This window comes from Agromyces sp. NPDC057679, assembly GCF_042799635.1.
Classification (GTDB): domain Bacteria; phylum Actinomycetota; class Actinomycetes; order Actinomycetales; family Microbacteriaceae; genus Agromyces.
This window is the reverse complement of record NZ_JBHVIK010000005.1, coordinates 377,568-396,850: the sequence shown is the minus strand read 5'-3', so window position 1 is coordinate 396,850 and position 19,283 is coordinate 377,568. Positions and strand designations below refer to the sequence as shown.

16 protein-coding genes and 1 tRNA gene are annotated in these 19,283 nt (G+C 72.4%); 5 read left to right on the top strand and 12 right to left on the bottom strand.

Going from position 1 to position 19,283, the window contains the following annotated elements:
- Positions 1-138: 138 nt before the first annotated feature.
- Entirely contained in the window at positions 139-3,015 is a 2,877-nt protein-coding gene (locus ACFVAJ_RS21275; RefSeq protein ID WP_376947779.1) for an AMP-binding protein, read from the top strand.
- Here ACFVAJ_RS21275 and ACFVAJ_RS21270 read toward each other — a convergent pair.
- The 7 genes from ACFVAJ_RS21270 to ACFVAJ_RS21240 all read right to left on the bottom strand — a co-directional run bounded on the left by ACFVAJ_RS21270 (position 3,003) and on the right by ACFVAJ_RS21240 (position 10,192).
- Entirely contained in the window at positions 3,003-4,097 is a 1,095-nt protein-coding gene (locus tag ACFVAJ_RS21270) for an ABC transporter ATP-binding protein (RefSeq protein ID WP_376947777.1), read from the bottom strand. The genes ACFVAJ_RS21275 and ACFVAJ_RS21270 overlap by 13 nt on opposite strands.
- Positions 4,094-5,569 carry an ABC transporter permease gene (locus ACFVAJ_RS21265; RefSeq protein ID WP_376947775.1) on the bottom strand — a complete coding sequence of 492 codons (1,476 nt, stop codon included), beginning with the start codon at positions 5,567-5,569 and terminating at the stop codon, positions 4,094-4,096. The genes ACFVAJ_RS21270 and ACFVAJ_RS21265 overlap by 4 nt, the downstream gene beginning before the upstream one ends.
- A 77-nt stretch (positions 5,570-5,646) precedes the next feature.
- On the bottom strand, positions 5,647-6,675 hold the full coding sequence (locus ACFVAJ_RS21260; protein WP_376947773.1) for an iron ABC transporter substrate-binding protein: 1,029 nt from the start codon (positions 6,673-6,675) through the stop codon (positions 5,647-5,649).
- Positions 6,676-6,808: 133 nt separating this feature from the next.
- Complete coding sequence (locus ACFVAJ_RS21255) at positions 6,809-7,861, bottom strand: permease prefix domain 1-containing protein (RefSeq protein WP_376947771.1); 1,053 nt, start codon at positions 7,859-7,861, stop codon at positions 6,809-6,811.
- The gene (locus ACFVAJ_RS21250) at positions 7,858-8,190 is read right to left on the bottom strand and encodes a PadR family transcriptional regulator (protein WP_376947769.1); all 333 of its coding nucleotides are present in this window, start codon (positions 8,188-8,190) and stop codon (positions 7,858-7,860) included. Before ACFVAJ_RS21250 ends, ACFVAJ_RS21255 begins: the two co-directional genes overlap by 4 nt.
- 86 nt (positions 8,191-8,276) lie before the next feature.
- A complete protein-coding gene (locus ACFVAJ_RS21245) occupies positions 8,277-9,623 on the bottom strand; it encodes an MFS transporter (protein WP_376947767.1) in 1,347 nt (448 codons plus the stop codon).
- Positions 9,620-10,192, bottom strand: coding sequence for an ArsR/SmtB family transcription factor (locus ACFVAJ_RS21240; protein WP_376947765.1), 573 nt, complete (start codon positions 10,190-10,192; stop codon positions 9,620-9,622). The genes ACFVAJ_RS21245 and ACFVAJ_RS21240 overlap by 4 nt, the downstream gene beginning before the upstream one ends.
- Before the next feature lie 147 nt (positions 10,193-10,339).
- On the opposite strand from ACFVAJ_RS21240, the gene ACFVAJ_RS21235 reads away from it, so the two are divergent.
- The gene (locus tag ACFVAJ_RS21235) at positions 10,340-11,203 is read left to right on the top strand and encodes a TspO/MBR family protein (protein ID WP_376947763.1); all 864 of its coding nucleotides are present in this window, start codon (positions 10,340-10,342) and stop codon (positions 11,201-11,203) included.
- A 27-nt stretch (positions 11,204-11,230) separates the two neighbouring features.
- Here the strand turns inward: ACFVAJ_RS21235 and ACFVAJ_RS21230 are convergent, their stop codons facing one another.
- A complete protein-coding gene (locus ACFVAJ_RS21230; RefSeq protein ID WP_376947761.1) occupies positions 11,231-11,737 on the bottom strand; it encodes a MarR family winged helix-turn-helix transcriptional regulator in 507 nt (168 codons plus the stop codon).
- 138 nt (positions 11,738-11,875) lie between these two features.
- On the opposite strand from ACFVAJ_RS21230, the gene ACFVAJ_RS21225 reads away from it, so the two are divergent.
- Positions 11,876-12,667, top strand: a complete 792-nt coding sequence (locus ACFVAJ_RS21225; RefSeq protein ID WP_376947759.1) for an SDR family NAD(P)-dependent oxidoreductase — start codon at positions 11,876-11,878, stop codon at positions 12,665-12,667.
- 67 nt (positions 12,668-12,734) lie between these two features.
- Here the strand turns inward: ACFVAJ_RS21225 and ACFVAJ_RS21220 are convergent, their stop codons facing one another.
- Positions 12,735-14,459, bottom strand: coding sequence for an FAD-binding protein (locus ACFVAJ_RS21220; protein ID WP_376947758.1), 1,725 nt, complete (start codon positions 14,457-14,459; stop codon positions 12,735-12,737).
- Between the two features lie 75 nt (positions 14,460-14,534).
- Between ACFVAJ_RS21220 and ACFVAJ_RS21215 the strand changes: the two genes are divergently transcribed.
- Positions 14,535-15,131 (top strand): TetR/AcrR family transcriptional regulator, encoded by a 597-nt coding sequence (locus ACFVAJ_RS21215; RefSeq protein WP_376947756.1) that lies wholly within the window; start codon positions 14,535-14,537, stop codon positions 15,129-15,131.
- A gap of 62 nt (positions 15,132-15,193) precedes the next feature.
- Here the strand turns inward: ACFVAJ_RS21215 and ACFVAJ_RS21210 are convergent.
- The 3 genes from ACFVAJ_RS21210 to ACFVAJ_RS21200 form a co-directional block, all read right to left on the bottom strand.
- Positions 15,194-15,265, bottom strand: a tRNA-Gln gene (locus tag ACFVAJ_RS21210).
- 317 nt (positions 15,266-15,582) lie between these two features.
- Positions 15,583-17,097 (bottom strand): glutamate--tRNA ligase, encoded by a 1,515-nt coding sequence (gene gltX, locus ACFVAJ_RS21205; RefSeq protein WP_376947754.1) that lies wholly within the window; start codon positions 17,095-17,097, stop codon positions 15,583-15,585.
- A 10-nt stretch (positions 17,098-17,107) separates the two neighbouring features.
- Positions 17,108-18,070 (bottom strand): LysR family transcriptional regulator, encoded by a 963-nt coding sequence (locus tag ACFVAJ_RS21200; RefSeq protein WP_376947752.1) that lies wholly within the window; start codon positions 18,068-18,070, stop codon positions 17,108-17,110.
- An 81-nt stretch (positions 18,071-18,151) separates the two neighbouring features.
- Between ACFVAJ_RS21200 and ACFVAJ_RS21195 the strand changes: the two genes are divergently transcribed.
- Positions 18,152-19,210 (top strand): aminotransferase class V-fold PLP-dependent enzyme, encoded by a 1,059-nt coding sequence (locus ACFVAJ_RS21195; RefSeq protein ID WP_376947750.1) that lies wholly within the window; start codon positions 18,152-18,154, stop codon positions 19,208-19,210.
- The last annotated feature ends 73 nt before the right edge of the window (positions 19,211-19,283 follow it).

Sequence of the window (19,283 nt, the reverse complement as noted above, 5' to 3'; positions counted from 1 at the left end):
TCCAGGGTGCTGCCCATCGTAGGGCGCGCCTCCGACAGGATGGGCGTCGAGGTGCAAGACGGACGAATGGCTTCGACGAGTTAGGGTAGGCTCACCTTCGCCACTCGGCACCCTCCCCTGCTCTGAAAGCTCTGCTCGATGCCCCTGACCGCACCCGCCATCGGCGTCTCGATGCTCGGCGGCCGTCCGGAAGACCCCGCGCTCGTCGCCCACGGCCGGGTCGTCGACTATGCCGAACTCGGCGATCGGGTCGCCCGGCGGCGTGACGAGCTCGGCACGACCCGTCGTCTCGTGATGATCGAGGCGGGCAACGCCCTCGACCCCGTCGTCACGTACCTCGCGGCGCTCGAGGGCGGCCACCCGGTGCTCTTCGTGCCGGGCGAGGGCGACGAGACCGCATGCCGGAACCGCGCCGCGCTCGTCGAGCGCTTCGACCCCGACGTGATCGCCCGGAGCGGCATCGACGACCACGGCGAGACCGGATGGACCCTCGAGGAGCGCCGCACCGGCAGTCGGCACGAACTCCACCCCGAACTCGCGCTGCTCGCCAGCACCTCTGGGTCGACGGGCTCGCCGAAGCTGGTGCGCCTCTCGGTCGAGAACCTGCGGAGCAACGCCGAAGCGATCGCCGAGTACCTCCGCATCGGGCCGGCCGATCGCGCCGCCACCACCCTCCCGCTGCAGTACTGCTACGGACTCTCGGTCGTGAACAGCCACCTGCTCGCCGGGGCGAGCCTGCTGCTCACCGAGCGATCGGTCACCGACGAGGCCTTCTGGCACGAGGCATCCGAGCACCGCGTCACCTCGTTCGCCGGCGTGCCGTACACCTTCGAGCTGCTCGAGGCCGGCGGCTTCGCCGACCGCGAGCTGCCGAGCCTCCGCACCCTCACCCAGGCGGGCGGGCGCCTCGCGCCCGACGCGGTGCGACGCTTCGCCGCGCTCGGCGAGCGACGCGGATTCGAGCTGTTCGTCATGTACGGGCAGACCGAGGCGACGGCGCGCATGGCGTATCTCCCGCCCGAGCTCGCGGCGAGCGCCGCCGGCGCCATCGGCCGGCCGATCCCCGGCGGCCGGTTGCGCATCGATCCGCTCGACTCCATCGAGGGCGAAGCGGATGCCTCGGGCTGCCCGCCGATCGCCGGCGCCGCTCCCGGCGACGGGCTCCGCCCGGACACGGGCACCGGCGAACTCGTGTACGAGGGGCCGAACGTCATGCTCGGCTACGCCGAGACGCCGGCCGACTTCGCCCTCGGGCGCACGGTGCACGAGCTCCGCACGGGCGACCTGGCCCGCCGCCGGGCCGACGGCCTCTTCGAGATCGTCGGGCGCGCGAACCGCTTCGCCAAGGTGTTCGGCCTGCGCCTCGACCTCGATCGGGTCGAGCGCCTGCTCGCCGACGAGGGCCTCACCGCGCGCGCGGCGACCGACGACGCCCGGCTGCTCGTCTTCGCGACGTCCGAGCGCGTCGCCGTGCGGGCGCGCGAACGGGCGGCCGCGCTCACCGGGCTGCCGTTGCACGCCGTCGCCGGCTACGCGGTCGACGAGTTCCCGCGGACCTCGAGCGGGAAGCCCGACACCGCGGCCCTCGTGCGCTTCGCCGCCGACCACGATCGGGTGTCGAACGAGTCGCGCACGGCCCTCGCGGGCGGCTCGGCGATCGCCGCCGCCGACCCGGGTCGCGTTCGCGACCTGTTCGCGACGCTGCTGGGCCGGCCGACCGCCGGCCCCGACGACTCGTTCGCGGGCCTCGGCGGCGACTCGCTGAGCTACATCGAGGTGTCGCTCCGCCTGGAGGAGCTGCTGGGGCCGCTCCCCCGCGATTGGCCGCAGCTCTCCGCCCGCGAGCTCGCCGCACTCGGCGGCTCGAGCGGCACGGCGGCCGTGACCGCGGAGTCGACACCGCAGCCGGCTGACGCGCCCGGCGCACCCCCGGCCGGCGCACCGGCGACGGGCGGCTCGCGCGGGGCATCCGCCCCCGGCTCCGCCGCACCGCCTCGCCGGCGTCCCCGCCTGGTGCGCCTCGAGACGCCCGCGGTGCTCCGTGCCGCCGCCATCGTGCTCATCGTCGGCACGCACGCCGACCTCTTCATGGTGAAGGGCGGCGCGCACCTGCTGCTCGCGGTCGCGGGCTACAACCTCGCACGGTTCCAGCTCGCTCCGGTGCCGGGCGCGACCCGGGTGCGCCGACTGGCCCGGAGCGCCGTGCAGCTCGCGGTGCCCGCGGTGCTCTGGATCGGCGCGGTCGCCCTCGTGACCGCGCAGTACCGCCCTGCCACGGCCCTGCTCGTGAACAACCTGATGCCGAGCGACGGCCGATGGAACGAGCAATGGCAGTTCTGGTTCCTCGAAGCGGCCGTGTGGACGATCGTCGGCCTCGCATTGCTGTTCGGCGTGCGCGCGGTCGACCGGCTCGAGCGCCGGGCGCCCTTCGGCTTCGCGCTCGGCGCCCTCGCGGTCGCACTCGCCGCTCGCTTCGCGATCGCGGGCCCCGAGGCCGAGTTCGTCGAGCGGTACAGCGCCCCCGTGGTGGTCTGGCTCATCGCGCTCGGCTGGCTGGTCGCCCGCGCCGACACGACGGCCCGGCGGCTGCTCGTCTCGGTGCTCGCGGTCGCGAGCTCGTTCGGCTTCTTCGGCGACCCCGGTCGTGAGGCGATCGTCGCGGGCGGCGTGCTCGCACTCATCTGGATCAGGACGATCCCGCTGCCGCGCCGGCTCCTCCCCGGCGTCGTGACGCTCGCGGGCGCCTCGATGTTCATCTACCTCACGCACTGGCAGGTGTATCCGCCGTTCGAGGCGACCGCGCCCTGGCTCGGCACCCTCCTGTCGCTCACGGTCGGCGTGCTCGCGTGGCGCGTGTACCTCGCCGCGAGCGGGCGGCTGTCGAAGCTGTCGCGACGTGCGCGCGGCGCGTTCGCGGCACGCGCGAGTGCACGTCGTGCGAGGTCGGGCGGGGAGCACGACGCCCCGAGGACGACGGTCGCCCACGCGAGTGCGTCAGCGGCTCAGTCGGACTGAGCGACCGCGGCGGCCGGAGCGGCCGTCGGCCGATCGTGCTCGGGGTAGAGCACGACGCCGCCGTCGACCGCGACCTGCACGGGGCAACCGGGCTCGAAGCGGCCCGCCTCGTGCAGCGGGACGCGATGCGTCACCTCGACCGGGAACTCCGCCGCACCGAGCCGCAGCCGCAGCTCCGCCGAAGCGCCGGTGCGACGCACGCCGACAACGGTCGCGTTGCCGTCGGCGGCGCCCGGATCCAGGCGCAGCTGCTCGGGCCGCAGCATCGCGCACACCCGCTCGGCGCCGCCGCTGCGGTCATGGCGCACCACGAGGCATCCGAACGCGCAGTCGGCCAGGTCTGCCCCCGCCGACCGCGCCGGCACCATGACGACGTCGCCGAGGAACTCGGCGACCCCGGCGTCGATGGGCGCGTCGAACACCGCCGCGGGATCGCCGGCCTGCACGAGCCGGCCGCCGGCGAGCACGCCCACCTGCTGGCCGAACGAGAGCGCCTCGTCCTGATCGTGGGTGACGAGCACGGCCGTCACGCCGCTGCGCTCGAGCACGTCGATCACGGCCCGCCGCGTCTGCGCGCGCAGCCCGGTGTCGAGGGCGCTGAACGGCTCGTCGAGGAGGATCACGCTCGGGCGGAGGGCGAGGGCCCGCGCGAGGGCGACCCGCTGCTGCTGGCCGCCGGAGAGCTCGTGCGGCATGCGCTCGGCGAGTGCCGGGTCGAGGGAGGCGAGTTCCATGAGCACGCGCACCCGCGCCGCCCGGCCCGGCCCGCGGGGCAGCGCGAAGGCGATGTTGCGGGCGACCGAGAGGTGCGGGAACAGCGCGCCGTCCTGGGCGACGTACCCGATGCCGCGACGGTGCGCGGGCATCGCCGCGGCGGGCCCGGCGAGTTCGCGGCCGTCGAGGGAGATCGTGCCGGTGTCGGGGCGTTCGAAGCCCGCGATGAGCCGAAGCAGCGTGCTCTTGCCGCTGCCCGAGGAGCCGACGAGGGCGAGCCGGGTGGCGTCGGGCACCTCGAGCGAGACGTCGCGGAGCACCTCGGTGCCGCCGAACGACTTCGAGATGCGGTCGAGGCGCAGGGTCATCGGAGGCTCCGTCCGGTGGCGTGGGCGAACATGAGGGCGACGGCGGGCACCGAGAGCAGCACGAGCAGCACGGCGTAGGGCGCGGCGGCAGGGTAGTCGAGCGAGGATGCCGCGGACCAGAAGCTCGTCGCGACGGTGCGCGTGCCCGTCGGCGCGAGCAGCAGCGTCGCCGTCAGCTCGTTCGCGGCGCCGAGCGCGACGAGGGCGCCGCCCGCGGCGACGGCCGGCACCAGCATCGGCGCGGTCACCCGGAGGCGGGCGGCCCATGGCGCGACGCCGAGGGAGCGCGCCGCCTCCTCGAGCGACTCGGGCACCTGGGAGAGCCCGGCTCGCAGCGGCACGAGGGCGCGCGGGAGGAAGATGACGACGTAGGCCACGATCACCGTGAACGCCGTCTGGTAGAGGGCCGGAGCGAACGCGAGCGTCGTCGCGACGAGCGCCAGGGCGACGATGATCGCCGGCAGGCTCGACGCGAGATAGGCGGCGCCTTCGAGCATCCGGGCGAGCCTGCTCGGATAGCGCACCGCGAGCCACGCGAACGGCAGCGCGACGAGGATGGCGCACACCGCGCCCCCGATCGAGAGGACGAGGGTCTGCACGGTCGCCGGCACGAGTGCGGCGAGATCGAGCACGGCCGGGGTGAAGAGCCAGCGGACGACGCTCGCGAGGGGCACGACCGTCGCCGAGACGACGATGGCCGCCGCCGCGATCACGGCGAGCGGCGCGAGCCGGCCGAGCGGCAGCCGGGCCGGCGGGTGCGGCGAGCCGCTGCCGACGCGGGCGTAGCGCGCGCGACCCCGCGCGAGCGACTCGGCGGCGAGCAGCACGAGGCAGAGCAGGGCGAGCACGAGGCCGAGCGCAGCGGCGTTCGGGCCGGCGAAGGTGGCCTGATAGGCGACGACGATCGCCGTGGTGAAGGTGTCGAAGCGGAGGAACGCGAAGGCGCCGTACTCGGCGAGCAGGTGCAGGGCGACGACGAGCGCACCGCCGAGCACCGCGAGGCGCAGTTGCGGCAGCACCACCCTCGCGAAGACGCCCCACGACCCCATGCCGAGCGCCCGCGCCGACTCCTCGAGCGCGGGGTCGAGGCCTCGGATCGCGGCGAGCGCCGGCAGGTAGACGAGCGGGAAGTACGCGAGCACGGCGACGAGCACGCCGCCCCAGAGTCCGCTGATCGACGGGATCGCACTCGCCCAGCCGTAGCTCGCGACGAACGCCGGAATGGCGAGCGGTGCGACGAAGCCGACGGCGAAGAGGCGCCGCGCGGGCAGCGCGGTGCGCTCGACGAGCCAGGCTGCGCCGACCCCGAGCACCACGCTCGCGGGCACGCCGATCACGACGAGCAGCACGGTGTTGACGAGCAGCTCGCCCACCTTCGGGCGGAACACGAGCGCCGAGAGCTCGTCCCAGCCCATCGCGAACGCCGCCTGCACGACGTAGCCGATCGGCACGAGCGCGCCGGCGGCGAGCACGGCGACGATGACGACCAGGCCGACGGGCGCCCGACGCCGATGCGTCGCGACCGTCGGAGCGGTGGTCGCCGTCGAGGTCAGAGCAGACCGGCTTCCGTCATGAGCTCGATCACCTTCGGGCCGTTGAGCGACGAGGGGTCGATCACGGGGGCGTCGAGGGTGTCGAGCGGGGGCAGCTCCGCCTTCGCGGGCACCTCCGAGGCGACGGGGTACTCGAAGCTGTAGCCCTCGCCGAGGATCCGCTGGCCCTGCTCCCCCGCGATGAAGGCGAGGAACTGCTGCGCCTCCTCGGGGTGCTTCGCGTTCTCCAGCACGCCGCCGCCCGAGACGCTGACGAAGGCGCCCGGGTCCTGATTGCCGAAGTAGTGCAGCTTCGTGTCGCCGCTGTCTTCAGCCGCGGCATCCTGATCGCGGTACCAGTAGTAGTGGTAGATGATGCCGACCGGCACCTCGCCGGCGTTGACCGCCTTCATGGTGACGATGTTGTTGCGGTACTCGACCGCGTTCTCGGCCATGCCCTCGAGCCAGGCGCGCGCGCCGTCTTCGCCCTGCGTCTCGAGCACGGCGGAGACGATGGCCTGGAAGTCGGCCTTCGCGGGGGCGGCGCCCCAGCGGTCCTTCCACTCGGGCTTCTGGAGGTCGAGGAGCGAGGCCGGGAGCTCGGACTCGCTGATCAGCTCGGGGTTGTAGACGAGCACCGTCGAGCGGGCGGCGATGCCCGTCCACGCACCGGAGGCCGGGCGGTACTGCTCGGGCACGAGTGCGAGGGTCGACTCGTCGACGGGGGCGAAGAGGCCGGCCTCCTCGACGAGCGACATCGCCGGCGAGTTCTCGGTGAGGAAGACGTCGGCCTTCGAGGCCGCCCCCTCCTGCACGAGCTGGTTGCCGAGCTCGCTGTCGTCGCCGTTGCGGAGCACGACCTCGATGCCGGTCTCCTCGGTGAAGGCGTCGGCCCACTCCTGGGTGAGCTCCTCGTGCTGCGCGTTGTAGACGACGAGGGCGTCCTCGTCGACCGCGGCGTCGCCCGCGCCTCCGGCGGCGCAGCCGCTGAGCAACAGGGTGAGGGCGACGGCGGGCACGACGGCACGGCGCAGGGGTGAACGCATGGGGAGGAGGACCTTTCAGGCCGAGGCAAGCAGGTAAGGCTATCCTAAAGCACCCAGCGGCTCGCTCCGATCGGCGATCGGATGCCTCGTGCTCGCCCTCGCCCGCTCGCGCCGGCGCCTGCTCGCCGCTCCTCTACCCGGCGCGGTTGGCGCGGTAGCGCTCGACCGCGTGCAGCCCCGACGAGATCGCCGCGAACAGCACGGCGGCGATCGGCCAGATGATCCACGAGCGGCCCCAGTCACCGCCGATGAAGCTCCACCCGAGGAACACGACCACCACGAGCGGCCAGTAGAAGGCCGAGATCACGCCGACGATGCCGCGTCGGTCGTCGGATGCCGCGGCGACGCCCTCGGCCTGCGTGAGGGTCTCGGCGACCGAGGCGGCCCAGTTGCTCGGGAGGAAGACGAGCAGCCCGGTCGCGACGATGGCGAGCATCGCGGCGACGGCGACGCCGATCCAGGACTCCGTCACCTCGGGTGGAGCGAGCAGGCTCATGGCGAGCACCGGGGTGACGGCGAGGATCCAGAGGGCGATCGAGACCTGGAGGGCGGTGGTGCGCCGCGGGGACGCCTCGGCCGCGAGCTGCCGCGCCCAGCGGTCGACGGACGCCGTCCGGGTGAACTCCCCCGCGGTCAGTCGCGAGAACGGTTCGAGCAACTGGCCGCGTCGCACCATCATCATGACGGCGACGGTCACCATCACGAGCAGGACTCCCAGCCCGATCAGCACGCCGACCTGCTGGTCGAGGGCGATCGCGCCGCCGCCGGTGAGCGTCGCCAGCGCGATGAGCACGGCCGGGGAGACGACGAACATGGCCACGGCGAGCGCGACGCGCGGCTCGCTGCGACGGCGCGCCTCGGCGTACCCCTCGGCCTCCTCCTGCGTGACGGGCGCGGGAGCGGGCGCCCGACTCGCCGACGGCGACGCCGCGCCGTCCGCGGCACCGAACGCTCCGGCTGCGGGCGCGATCTCGGCGCTGATGCCCAGCTGCGGCGCGAGCTCGTCGAGGTTGCCGAACTCGGTGATGACCCGGCCGACCGCCTCGTTCTCGGAGAGCCCCTGTGCGAGGTACCCCTGGTAGGCGTCCTCCATCATCGTGTGCAGCTCGGCCTTCGCCTCGAGCATCTTCGAGGTCGGCGGGTAGGCGCCGAACATCGTCTCGAGGTAGGCGGTGATGACGTTCATGCTTCGACTCCTTCGATGAACCGGTCGACGACCGATTTCGTGTCGCGCCACTCGGAGACCTTCAGCTCGAGGTGGGCGAGCCCGTCGTCGGTGATGCGGTAGTAGGTGCGCGGTTTGCCCGACTCGGATGCCCCGGCGTACGAGGTGACGAGCCCCGACCCCTCGAGGCGCTTGACCGCCGAGTACAGGGTGGTCTGCTTGATCGTGTACTCGGCGCCGGTCACGGCGTGGATCTGCTGTGCGAGCTCGTACGCGTACGACGGCCGCTGCCGCAGGAGCGAGAGCACCATGAGGTCGACGTACCCGCGGATCGCGTCGGCACTGATCATCGTGGTCCTCCATTCCGCTCGCCGGCTGATGCACCACCGAACGTACTACGCGTGCCGTAGTACGTCAAGCATTCGCAGGTCGGCGGTCAGGAGTCCGCGGTCGTCCCGGCCGTTCGACGAGGGAGATCGCGGCGACGGAGCCAGGGCTGCAGCCAGGAGGCCGCGTTCGCGACGAGCGCCACGACGCCCATCACGAAGATCACCGGCGCCGGCCCCCACTGCTCGGCGAGCACCCCCGCCAGCACGCCCGCGATCGGCATGCCCGCGAAGTTCACGAGCTGGGCGCTCGTGCTCTGGCGCGCGAGCATGTGCTCGGGCACGTACGACTGCACCCAGGTGCGCCGCAGCACATTCGCCGCGACGATGCCCGCGACGGCCACGGCGTTCGCCGAGACCACGATCCAGAGCACCGGGCCGGGCTGCGCGAAGGCGAGCAGCGGCAGCATGAGCCCCGCGACCGTCAGGGTGATGCTGACGCCGCGGGCGTCGCCGAGCAGACGACCGAGGGCGGGCGCGGCGAGCGCGCCCGCGATGCCGCCGATCGAGGAGATGGCGAAGACGAGCCCGATCGCGCCCGAGTCGAGGTGCAGCTCGCGGCTCAGCCACAGCACGAGGATCGCCTGCTGCCCGATCAGGCCGAAGTTCGCGACCGCGCCCTGCAGCGCGAAGAACCGCAGCCGCCGGTCGCCGAAGACGAGCCGGAGACCCGATCGCACCGACGCCCAGAGCGGCTCGCGACGCGGCGTCGACGCCGCGGGGTGCGGCCGCATCACCACGAGGCAGACGAGCGAGATCGCGAGTCCGAGCGCCTCGCCGAGCATGCCCTTCACCGGTCCGACGAGCTGGCCGACGAGGCCGCCGAGCCCCGGCCCCACCGTGTTGGCGGCGTTCTCGGTGCCGAACAGCAGGCTGTTGGCGACCGGCCGGTCGCGCTCGGGAACGATGCGCACGAGCAGTTTCGTATACGCGGACCTGAACGCGATCGTGCCGGTGCCGACCACGAGCGCGACGACGACGAGCTGCCAGAGGCTCAGCACGCCGACGACCGCCGCGACGGGCACTGAGACGTACGCCAGCATCGAGACCGCGTTCGCGCCGATCATCACGGCGCGCGGCGATCGGCCGTCGACCCACGCGCCGAGCGGCAGCCCGACGACGAGCCACGGCAGCCAGGTGGCCGCCGCGATGACGCCCATCCAGGTCGCCGAGGCGTCGAGGAGGTCGACGGCGACGAGCGGCAGGAGCACGCTGGTCATCCCGGCGCCGGTGACCGAGGCCGCCTCCCCCGCCCAGAGCAGCAGGAAATCGCGGTTGCGCCGGAGACCGCCGCTGCCGCCTCCGCCCCGGGCCGGCACCGCCGACGCGGGCTGGATCGACCCCACGGCATCCGCCCCCGACGCTGCTCCGGCGCGGCGCGCCTGCTCGACGCTCACGGCCGGTTCGGGAACGCGCGCGCCCACAGGAGCACCGCCTCCCGCCCGTCGTGGTCACGGCCCGAGTACGACCGGACCAGCCCCACGATCGCCTCGTCGAGCTCGGCGAGCTCGGCTGGGCTGAGCCAGAGGCGCGACTGGTGCGCGAACGCGACCTCGGACCACTCGGGACGCGCGTCGCGTTCGGCGAGCCACTGCCGCGCCCGGTCGTGCTGCTCCTGGAGCATCTGCGACTCGAGCGAGTCGGCGATCGTGCGCGCCGCCGGGTCGGTGAGGCCCGACGACGACCAGCGGACACCCCGCTGCGCCCGCTGCCACCAGTGCTCGCGGGCATCGCGGGCGAGTTCGGGCGCCTCCACGACGAGTCCCGCCCTCGCGAGGATGCCGAGGTGGTGGCTCACGCTGCCGATCGCGACGCCCGCCCGCTCGGCGAGCATCGAGACAGTCGCGGGGCCGTCGACGGCGAGCAGGTCGTACAGGCGGTTGCGCAGCGGATGCGTGAACGCCTTCAGGACGTCGGCGTCGACGATGTCGCGGATGCCGTCAGCGGGTTCGGGGGCAATATCCATGCCTCCGACATTAGATACACAAGAACATTTGTACAAGTATCCTTGTGTATTTTTCGGGCGTCACAAACGGATGTCAACGGGCAGACGCCGCACGGCCGTGCGTGCGAGGCTGTGGCACCACAGAACCACCGAGGAAGGAACGCGCTCGTGACCACCGCTACCTCCCGCTCTTCGACCGGCGACACCACCGGCCGGCGCGACGTCGCCAGGCAGCTCGTCGTCCTCATCAGTTCGGTGCTCGCGATCGTCGCGGCCTTCATCGGCTCCGGCGTCGTCGTCGGCACCTCGATCCAGGACGCGGCCGGGGGCACGCTCGCCGCCGATTCGACGCTGATCGCGCCGGGCACCGGCGCCTTCCGCATCTGGAGCGTGATCTACGTCGGCATGCTCGCCTACGCGATCTGGCAGGCGCTGCCGGCCCAACGGCACGACGAACGCCAGCGGCGCTTGGGCTGGTGGGTGACCGCGTCGCTCGTGCTGAACGCCGTCTGGATCACGAGCGTGCAGCTCGATCTCCTCGCACTCAGTCTGCCGATCATCGTCGCCCTCCTCGTGGCGCTCTGCCGACTCTTCGTCGTCCTGCGGGGCACCGCCCCGAAGAACCGGGTCGAGGCCGTCGTCGCCGACGGATCGATCGGCCTCTACCTCGGCTGGGTCGTCATCGCGACGGCAGCCAATGCCACCGCCGTCCTCGTCGCCGCCGCCTTCGAGGGCTTCGGTATCGACCCTGAGATCTGGGCCGTGCTCGTGCTGGCCGTCGCGGCCGCAGCCGGAATCGCGCTCGCCTTTTGGGGCGGCGGACGCATCGCCCCGGCGCTGGCGCTGTGCTGGGGACTGTGCTGGGTCGCCGTCGCGCGGATCACCGATGAGCCGCACTCGATCGCGACCGGCGTCGCCGCGCTGATCGCGGCGGCCCTCGTGGTCGCCGCCACGGCGATCGCACGGGTGCGCCACGAGCGAGCCCGACAGCGGAGCACCGGTGCTCGACTCGAGCGCGCCACCTCCAGGTGAGCGAGCTCCCGACCCCGACGGGAGCGGTCAGGCGGGTCCGGTCCGAGCCCCTCCGGGACTCCAGGTCTCGGCCGGGTCCACCGCCTGCGCGAGTCGCCCGGCGATGATGCCGAGCTGACGCACCTGCTGCGGGGTGAGCGCGTCGAACACGAGCCGCTCGACGAGCGCGTGATGCGCGGGCGTCGACCGCACGAGCAGGTCGTGCCCGTCGTCGGTCAGCACGGCCAGGGTGACCCGCCCGTCGCTCGGATCGACCTCGCGACGGACCAGTCCCTTCCGCTCGAGCCGTGAGATCGCGCGCGACAGTCGCGAGAGCGTGCTGCTCGCGTAGCCGGCGAGCGTGCTCATCCTGAGGGTGCGATCGCCTGCGCTGTCGAGCGCGAAGAGCAGTCCGTGCTCGAAATGCGTGAGGCCGCTGTCGCGCTGCAGCTGCACGTCGAGCGTCGCGGGGAGTCGCTCGAGGAGCGTGGCGAGGGAGGCCCACACCTCGAGGTGGGCTTCGCTCAGGCCTGACGATTCGGACGACGACGGCATGATCCGAGGCTACGGCACCCGACGATCCGGGAGGCGACGACACCCAGAAACTTGCTCAGGAAAGTGAATTCTTCCTAGAATTACTTTCCCAAGCAAGTGAATGGGCAGCGCCTGGAGCGCTGCCGGAGGGAGATGCAGATGGATCTGCGACTACAGGGCAGGACGGCGTTCATCAGCGGATCGACGCAGGGCATCGGCTTCGCAATCGCGCATGCGCTCGCCGCCGAGGGCGTCCGGGTCATCCTGAACGGGCGCACGGCCGACCGCGTCGACGCGGCCGTGGCTCAGCTGCGCGCCGCGCACCCCGAGGCCGACCACACCGGACTGGCGGCCGACTTCTCCGCGCCGGACGAGGTCGAACGACTCGTGGACGAGCTCGGCGAGGTCGACATCCTCGTCAACAACGTCGGCCTCTTCGGGCTCGCCGAATTCGAGTCGGTCTCCGACGAGGAGTGGAGCCGATACTTCGAGGTCAACGTGATGAGCGGGGTGCGCCTCTCGCGCCGCCTGCTGCCCGGCATGCTGGAACGGGGATGGGGCCGCGTCCTCCTCATCAGCAGCGAGTCCGGCGTGAACATCCCCGCCGACATGGTGCACTACGGCGTCACCAAGGCGGCGATGATCGCCCTCGGCAACGGGCTGGCCAAACGCACGCGCGGTACTGCCGTCACCGTCAACACCGTGCTCGGCGGCCCGACCTACTCCGACGGCGTCGCCGCGACCGTCGCGTCGATCGCCGACGCGCAGTCCGCTCCCGTCGACGCCGTCAAGGCGGCGATCATCGGGCAGAACACGACGACGCTGCTCGAACGATTCCTCGACCCGTCGGAGATCGCCGGCCTCGTCGCCTACCTCGCCAGCCCCCTCGCCTCGGCGACCAACGGCGCCGCGATCCGAGCGGACGGCGGCGTGCTCACCACGACGCTCTAGCGGCCTCCTTCGCGGGCGGCGGGCTCGTCGCGCGCGTGGCGTCTCGGCCACGCGCGCGACGCGTCGCTCAGGCGGCGCCGGATGCCGCGACCGACTCGGTTGCGGTGGCACCTGCCTCGGCACCGACCACGGCGCCGCCCGCCGCCATGTGCCGGGCGGCGATGAGGCCGAACACGCAGGCCGGCCCGATCGTCGATCCCGGACCCGGATAGGTGTGGCCCATCACCGCGGCCGAGTTGTTGCCGGCGGAGTAGAGCCCCTCGATCACCGTGCCGTCGGCACGGAGTGCGCGTGCGTGCTCGTCGGTGACGACGCCGCCCTTCGTGCCGAGGTCGCCGATGACGACCTCGTAGGCGGTGAACGGCCCGTGCTCGATCGGGGCGAGGTTGTTGTTCGGGAGGATGGTCGGATCGCCGTAGTAACGGTCGTACGCCGAGTCGCCGCGCTGGAAGTCCTGGTCACGCCCGGTGCGGGCGAATCCGTTGAACTTCTCGATCTCGGCGGCGAACGCCTCGCGGTCGACGCCGATCTTCGCGGCGAGCTCGTCGAGGGTCGGCGCGGTCACCTTGATGCCCTGCGCCGCCATCGCCTTGTTGGCCTTCGGGTCGGCGGCGAAGGTGAGGAAGTACCGCTTCGCGTACCGGCCGTCGAGGATCATCCAGTAGGGACCGGTCGCGCCGTCGTGCTCGAGCATGTGATGCCCGAGGTCGACGTACGACTCCGACTCGTTCGCGAACCGGCGCCCCTCCTTGTCGACCAGCAGCGAGTGCGGCATCGACCGCTCGCCGACGATGAACGAGCTGAGGCCGCCCTCGACCGGGCGAACGGTGGCGCCCCACCAGGCGTCCTCCATGTACTCGAGGTCGGCCCCGACCTCGGCGGCCATGTCGATGCCGCCGCCGAGCGCACCCGGCGAGCCGGCCGGGTTGCCCTCGACGCCCTGCAGCGCCTTGCGTCGCTCGCGATCCCGGTCGAATCCACCGGCGGCGAGCATGACGCCCTTGCGGGCGCGCACGGTGACGAGCTCGCCGCCGTGCTCGACCTCGACGCCGACGACGCGGTCGCCCTCGACGACGAGTCGCCGGGCGGGCGAGTCGAGCCAGAGCGGCACCCCGCCGTCGAGCACGACGGTCTTCGCGAACGAGGTCGCGAGCGCGGCGCCCATGCCGACGAGGATGCGGCCGGTGACGAGTCCGCCGAGCGTGCGGAAGACGAGCCGGACGCCCTGCCAGAAGCCCGACCACGTCGACCACGCGCGGCCGAGCAGGTACATGTCGCTGTTCAGCATGGGGAACGGGAGCAGCGCCCGGGACTTCTTGCGCCACGCGCCGATCCGCTTGCTGTCGACCGGGGCGAGCTCGATCGAGCGGCCGATCTTGCCGCCGGGGAGCTCGGGATAGTAGTCGGGATACTTGTCGGCCCGGATCCATCGGAACCCGAAGCGTTCGGTGGTCAGGACGAAGTCGGCGACGCCGTCGACGAACGCCTCCTTGCGCGCCCGGTTCGACGACCGGCCGGGCTCGCCGACCGTCTCCTCGAGGTAGCGGAGGGCCTCTTCACGCGAGTCGCGCGCGCCGTCGCGCTGCATCAGCGGATTGTTCGGCAGCCAGAGTCCGCCGCCGGACATCGCGGTGTTGCCGCCGAAACGCTCGGTGCTCTCGACCATCAGGACGGTGAGCCCCTCGTCGATCGCGCCGAGGGCGGTGGCGAAGGCGGCGGCCCCGGATCCGACGACGACCACGTCGTATTCGTCGCTCGGGTGTTCGGATCCGGTGGTTCGGGTGTCGGTCATGAATCCTCCTTGATCGATGACGCATTCATATTACGTAACGGAGCGTTTTGTGAATAGTGCCGCTACGGTGTGACCATGACCGAGCGACGACGCGGGGCCGTCCGCAGCGAGAAGGCGCGGCTGGCGATCCTGAACGCGACGGCGGCGCAGCTCGCCGAACGCGGTTGGGACCAGCTCACGATCGAGGGGATCGCGGCCGACGCCGGAGTCGGCAAGCCGACGATCTACCGGTGGTGGCCGTCGAAGAGCGCACTGGTAGCCGATGCCCTGCTCGAGGGTGCGATCGTGCTACCCACTCCCCTGCCCGCCGACACCGGTGACCTCCGCGCCGACCTGGTCGGCTGGCTCGAACCCACCCTCGGGCTCACCGAGAACCCCGAAGCCACCGCCCTGACCCGCTACCTCGTCGCCGCGGCCGCGGAGGATGCCGTCGTCGGACATCGCCTCGATGAGGCCAATCCCGCCACGCGCCTCCTCGCCGAGCGGTTGGCGGTCGCGCAGGAACGGGGCGAACTCGCCTCGACGGCCTCGATCGAGCTCATCATCGATGCGCTCATCGGTGCGTTCATCCTGCGGGCGCTCCGCCGCGCGCCGTATCAGCCAGGTCAGGCGGCGGCGCTCGTCGACGCGGTGCTCTTCGAGCAGCTGGGCACGGCAGCCGCACGCGACTGAGCAGCCGGTGCGTCTCCGCCGAGAAACACGAAAACCCCCGGCGAACCGGGGGTTTCTCACTGCTGGGGTACCTGGACTCGAACCAAGAACAACTGAACCAGAATCAGCCGTGTTGCCAATTACACCATACCCCAATGGCCTGAAACCGGAGTTCCGCGCCGAGAGTCAACTGTAGCCGATTATCGGGAGACTCCCAAACTGAGCGAGCCTCGGCGCGTTGCGAGGGCGAAAGCGGGTCTCGAGCGGCACCCTTCACTCGCTCCTCGACCACCGGAATCGGCACGATCGAGGTCCCGATACGCTCGCTTCGCTCGCTCCTCGACCGGCAGGCCGTCAGAGACGCAAATACGCAAAGACACAGAGACCCAAAGATGCAGAGACGACGGATGCCCCGGAGGCGAACCCCGGGGCATCCAGAAACGTGCAGCGAAGCTGCGGCAGACCGTGGAGGTCAGCCGATGAGCGCGGCGAGCCGGTCGACGCGCGCGAGCGAGTCGACCTTGCCGAGGATCTGCATCGACTCGAACAGCGGCGGCGAGACGCGGCGGCCCGACACGGCGGTGCGCACGGGGCCGAAGGCCACGCGGGGCTTGAGGCCGAGGCCGTCGATGAGTGCGGCGCGAAGCGCCTCCTCGATCTCGGCGATCGTCCACGCCTCGGCGGGCAGCGCGTCGAGGGCGTTGCGGGCGGCGGCGAGCACCGCGGGCGCGTCGGCCGGCAGCCCGCCGACGGCTGCCTCGTCGAACTCGAGCGAGTCGGCGTCGGTGAACAGGAAGCCGAGCATTCCGGGCGCCTCGCCGAGCAGGTTGATGCGCTCCTGCACGAGCGGGGCGGCCTCGGCGAGGATCGCCTCCTCCCCCGGGGTGATCGGCGTCGAGACGGCGCCCGCGGCCTGCAGGTACGGCACGGTGCGCGCGGCGAAGTCGGCGACGTCGAGCTGGCGGATGTGGTCGCCGTTGATCGCCTCGGCCTTCTTCAGGTCGAACCGCGCCGGGTTCGGGTTGACGTTCTCGACGTCGAAGGCGGCGACGAGCTCGTCGCGGCTGAACACGTCGCGGTCGGCCGAGAAGCCCCAGCCGAGCAGCGCGAGGTAGTTCAGCAGCCCCTCGGGGATGAAGCCGCGGTCGCGGTGGTGGAACAGGTTCGACTCGGGGTCGCGCTTCGAGAGCTTCTTGTTGCCCTCGCCCATGACGTAGGGCAGGTGGCCGAAGCGCGGCACGAAGGTGGTCACGCCGATGTCGATGAGCGCGTGGTACAGCGCGATCTGGCGCGGCGTCGACGAGAGCAGGTCTTCACCGCGCAGCACGTGCGTGATGCCCATGAGCGCGTCGTCGACGGGGTTCACGAGCGTGTAGAGCGGGGCGCCGTTCGGGCGCACCACGACGAAGTCGATCGTGTTGCCCACGGGGAAGTTGATCTCACCGCGCACGAGGTCGTCGAAGCCGAGGTCGACCTCGGGCACGCGCAGGCGCAGGGCGGGCTCGCGGCCCTCGGCGCGGAACGCGGCCTTCTGCTCGTCGGTCAGGTCGCGGTCGAAGTTGTCGTAGCCGAGCTGCTTCGGGCGTCCGTTCGCCTCGTTGCGGGCGTCGATCTCCTCGGCGGTCGAGTAGCTCTCGTACACGTGGCCCGAGGCCTTCAGCTTCTCGATGACCTCGGCGTAGATGCCGGCGCGCTGCGACTGCCGGTACGGCTCGTGCGGGCCGCCGGCGCCGACGCCCTCGTCCCAGTCGAGGCCGAGCCAGGTGAGCGCGTCGAGGATCATCTCGTAGCTCTCTTCACTGTCGCGCGCGGCGTCGGTGTCTTCGATGCGGAACACGAAGGTGCCGCCGGTGTGGCGTGCATAGGCCCAGTTGAACAGGGCGGTGCGCACGAGGCCGACGTGCGGCGTGCCGGTCGGTGAGGGGCAGAAGCGCACACGGACATCGCTGCCGGTGGCCTGGGTGAAGGGGTGAGCTGACTCGGACATCGCCTCAATGCTACCGAGCGACACGCGCGGCCCGCTCGCCGGCGAGGCCATCGAGCGCGGCGAGGGTGGCCGCAACGGCGGGCACCCTGCCCGCGCCCTGCGCGGTCACGAGATGCAGGGAGCGCACGTCGGCGCGCGCGGTCGGCCGGGCGACCACGTCGGGATGCCTCGGCGACGCCGCGAGCGCGAGCGCCGGCAGCAGCGCCACGCCGAGGCCCTGCGCGACCATGCCCTCGACGGCCACGAAGTTGTCGGTCTCGAAGGCGATGCGCGGCGTGAACCCCGCGGCATCCGCGAGCTCGAGCAGGTGCCCGCGGCAGCGCGGGCAGCCGGCGATCCAGGGTTCGTCGCCGAGGGCTGCGAGTTCGATGCGGTCGGATGCCGCTGCCGGGTGCCCCGCCGGCAGCACGAGCTGCATGGGCTCCTCGCCGTAGCCGCGCACGTCGAGGCCGCGCGCGCTCGCGCGGTGCGGGTCGTCGCGGTCGCCCGGGTAGCTGAAGGTGATCGCGACGTCGGCGCGGTCGGCGCGCACGGCGGCGACCGCCTCGGGCGGCTCGGCCTCGACGTAGGTGACGGTGACGCCGGGATGCTCCGCCGCGAGCGCGGCGATGAGCCGGGGCACGAGCGTCGCCGACGCCGACGGGAAGGCGACGAGGCGCACCCGCCCGGCCCGGAGCCCCCGGAGCTCGGCGAGCTCGCCGGCGGCCGCTTCGAGGGCGGTCGCGACGTCGTTCGCGTGGCGGGCGAGCACGCGCCCCGATTCGGTGAGGCGGATGCCGCGGCCGACGCGCTCGACGAGGGCGATGCCGGTGCGCTCCTCGAAGCGGCGGAGCTGCTGGCTCACCGCGGGCTGGCTGTAGCCGAGCGAGGTGGCCGCGGCGGTGAGCGAGCCGTGCTCGGCGATGCGGCGCACCACCCGCACCGTCTGCAGGTCGAGGGCGGCCGCGAGGGCGTCGATCGAGGCATCCGACATGCCAGCATCATAAGCGTTGGTTATGCATGTCATCGAACACTGGTTCTTGTCGAATGAGTCGAACTGTTCGACGCTGGAGGCATGCACCACCTCCGAGACCGTTTCGCCGCAGGCCGCGGCTACCTCGCCGCCTGCACCCTGGGCCTGCCGGCCGACGTCACCCGCGACGCCGTGCGCCGCGACCTCGAGCGCTGGTCGCTCGGCGCGGCCACCGCCGCCGACTACTCGGCCGCCCTCGAGCGCGCCCGCGGGCACGCCGCGGGCCTCCTCGGCACCTCCCCCGAGCGCATCGCGACCGGATCGCAGGTCTCGGTCTTCACGGGGCTCGCCGCCGCCGCCGCTCCGGCCGGCGCCGAGATCCTGTGCGTCGACGGCGACTTCTCGTCGGTCGTCGCCCCATTCCTCGCGCGCGGCGACCTCGACGTGCGGCACGTTCCGCTCGACGCCCTCGCCGACGCCGTCACCCCGTCGACCTGGCTCGTCTCGTACTCGCTCGTGCAGTCGGCGACCGGCGAGATCGCCGACGAGGCATCCATCGCCGCCGCCGCCCGCGACGCAGGAGCGCTGACCCTCGTCGACACCACGCAGGCGACCGGATGGATGCCGACCGACCACGTCACCGGCGATCTCGTCGTCTGCCACGCCTACAAGTGGCTCGGCGCACCCCGCGGTGCGGCCTTCGCCGCGATCTCCGACCGGGCGGTCGGGTCGTTCACCCCGCACACCGCGGGCTGGTACTCGGGCACCGACCCGTGGGCGTCGTGCTACGGACCCGAACTCCACCTCGCCGACGGCGCCCGCCGCTTCGAGGTCTCCCCCGCGTGGCACGCCTGGGCGGGTGCCGAGGCCGCGCTCGGATTCGCCGCCTCACTCGACCTGCGCGGGGTGCAGCGGCACGACGTGGGGCTCGCGAACGCGTTCCGCGAGCGGATCGGACTCGACGCCTCCGACTCGGCGATCGTCACCTGGCCCGACGAGACCGGCTGCGACCTCGCGGCGCTGACCGCCGCCGGGCTCGTCGCGTCGGGTCGCGCCGGCCGGGCACGCGTCGCGTTCCACCTCTGGAACGACGACGAGGATGTCTCGCGCGCCGCCGACGCCGTGATGGGCAGCGCCGCGCACCTCAGCCTGCGGCACTGAGGCTCGGGCCGCCGGTCGTCTGCGGCTCCGCCGTCACGCCCGTGGCTCGAGGCGCCCGCCGCGCAGAATCCGA

Excerpts from the sequence above, each read along its gene's own strand:
- ACFVAJ_RS21275 (WP_376947779.1), top strand. The coding sequence starts at position 139 with ATGCCCCTGACCGCACCCGCCATCGGCGTCTCGATGCTCGGCGGCCGT.
- ACFVAJ_RS21270 (WP_376947777.1), bottom strand. The coding sequence starts at position 4,097 with ATGACCCTGCGCCTCGACCGCATCTCGAAGTCGTTCGGCGGCACCGAG.
- ACFVAJ_RS21260 (WP_376947773.1), bottom strand. The coding sequence starts at position 6,675 with ATGCGTTCACCCCTGCGCCGTGCCGTCGTGCCCGCCGTCGCCCTCACC.
- ACFVAJ_RS21255 (WP_376947771.1), bottom strand. The coding sequence starts at position 7,861 with ATGAACGTCATCACCGCCTACCTCGAGACGATGTTCGGCGCCTACCCG.
- ACFVAJ_RS21250 (WP_376947769.1), bottom strand. The coding sequence starts at position 8,190 with ATGATCAGTGCCGACGCGATCCGCGGGTACGTCGACCTCATGGTGCTC.
- ACFVAJ_RS21240 (WP_376947765.1), bottom strand. The coding sequence starts at position 10,192 with ATGGATATTGCCCCCGAACCCGCTGACGGCATCCGCGACATCGTCGAC.
- ACFVAJ_RS21230 (WP_376947761.1), bottom strand. The coding sequence starts at position 11,737 with ATGCCGTCGTCGTCCGAATCGTCAGGCCTGAGCGAAGCCCACCTCGAG.
- ACFVAJ_RS21225 (WP_376947759.1), top strand. The coding sequence starts at position 11,876 with ATGGATCTGCGACTACAGGGCAGGACGGCGTTCATCAGCGGATCGACG.
- ACFVAJ_RS21220 (WP_376947758.1), bottom strand. The coding sequence starts at position 14,459 with ATGACCGACACCCGAACCACCGGATCCGAACACCCGAGCGACGAATAC.
- ACFVAJ_RS21215 (WP_376947756.1), top strand. The coding sequence starts at position 14,535 with ATGACCGAGCGACGACGCGGGGCCGTCCGCAGCGAGAAGGCGCGGCTG.
- gltX (WP_376947754.1), bottom strand. The coding sequence starts at position 17,097 with ATGTCCGAGTCAGCTCACCCCTTCACCCAGGCCACCGGCAGCGATGTC.
- ACFVAJ_RS21200 (WP_376947752.1), bottom strand. The coding sequence starts at position 18,070 with ATGTCGGATGCCTCGATCGACGCCCTCGCGGCCGCCCTCGACCTGCAG.
- ACFVAJ_RS21195 (WP_376947750.1), top strand. The coding sequence starts at position 18,152 with ATGCACCACCTCCGAGACCGTTTCGCCGCAGGCCGCGGCTACCTCGCC.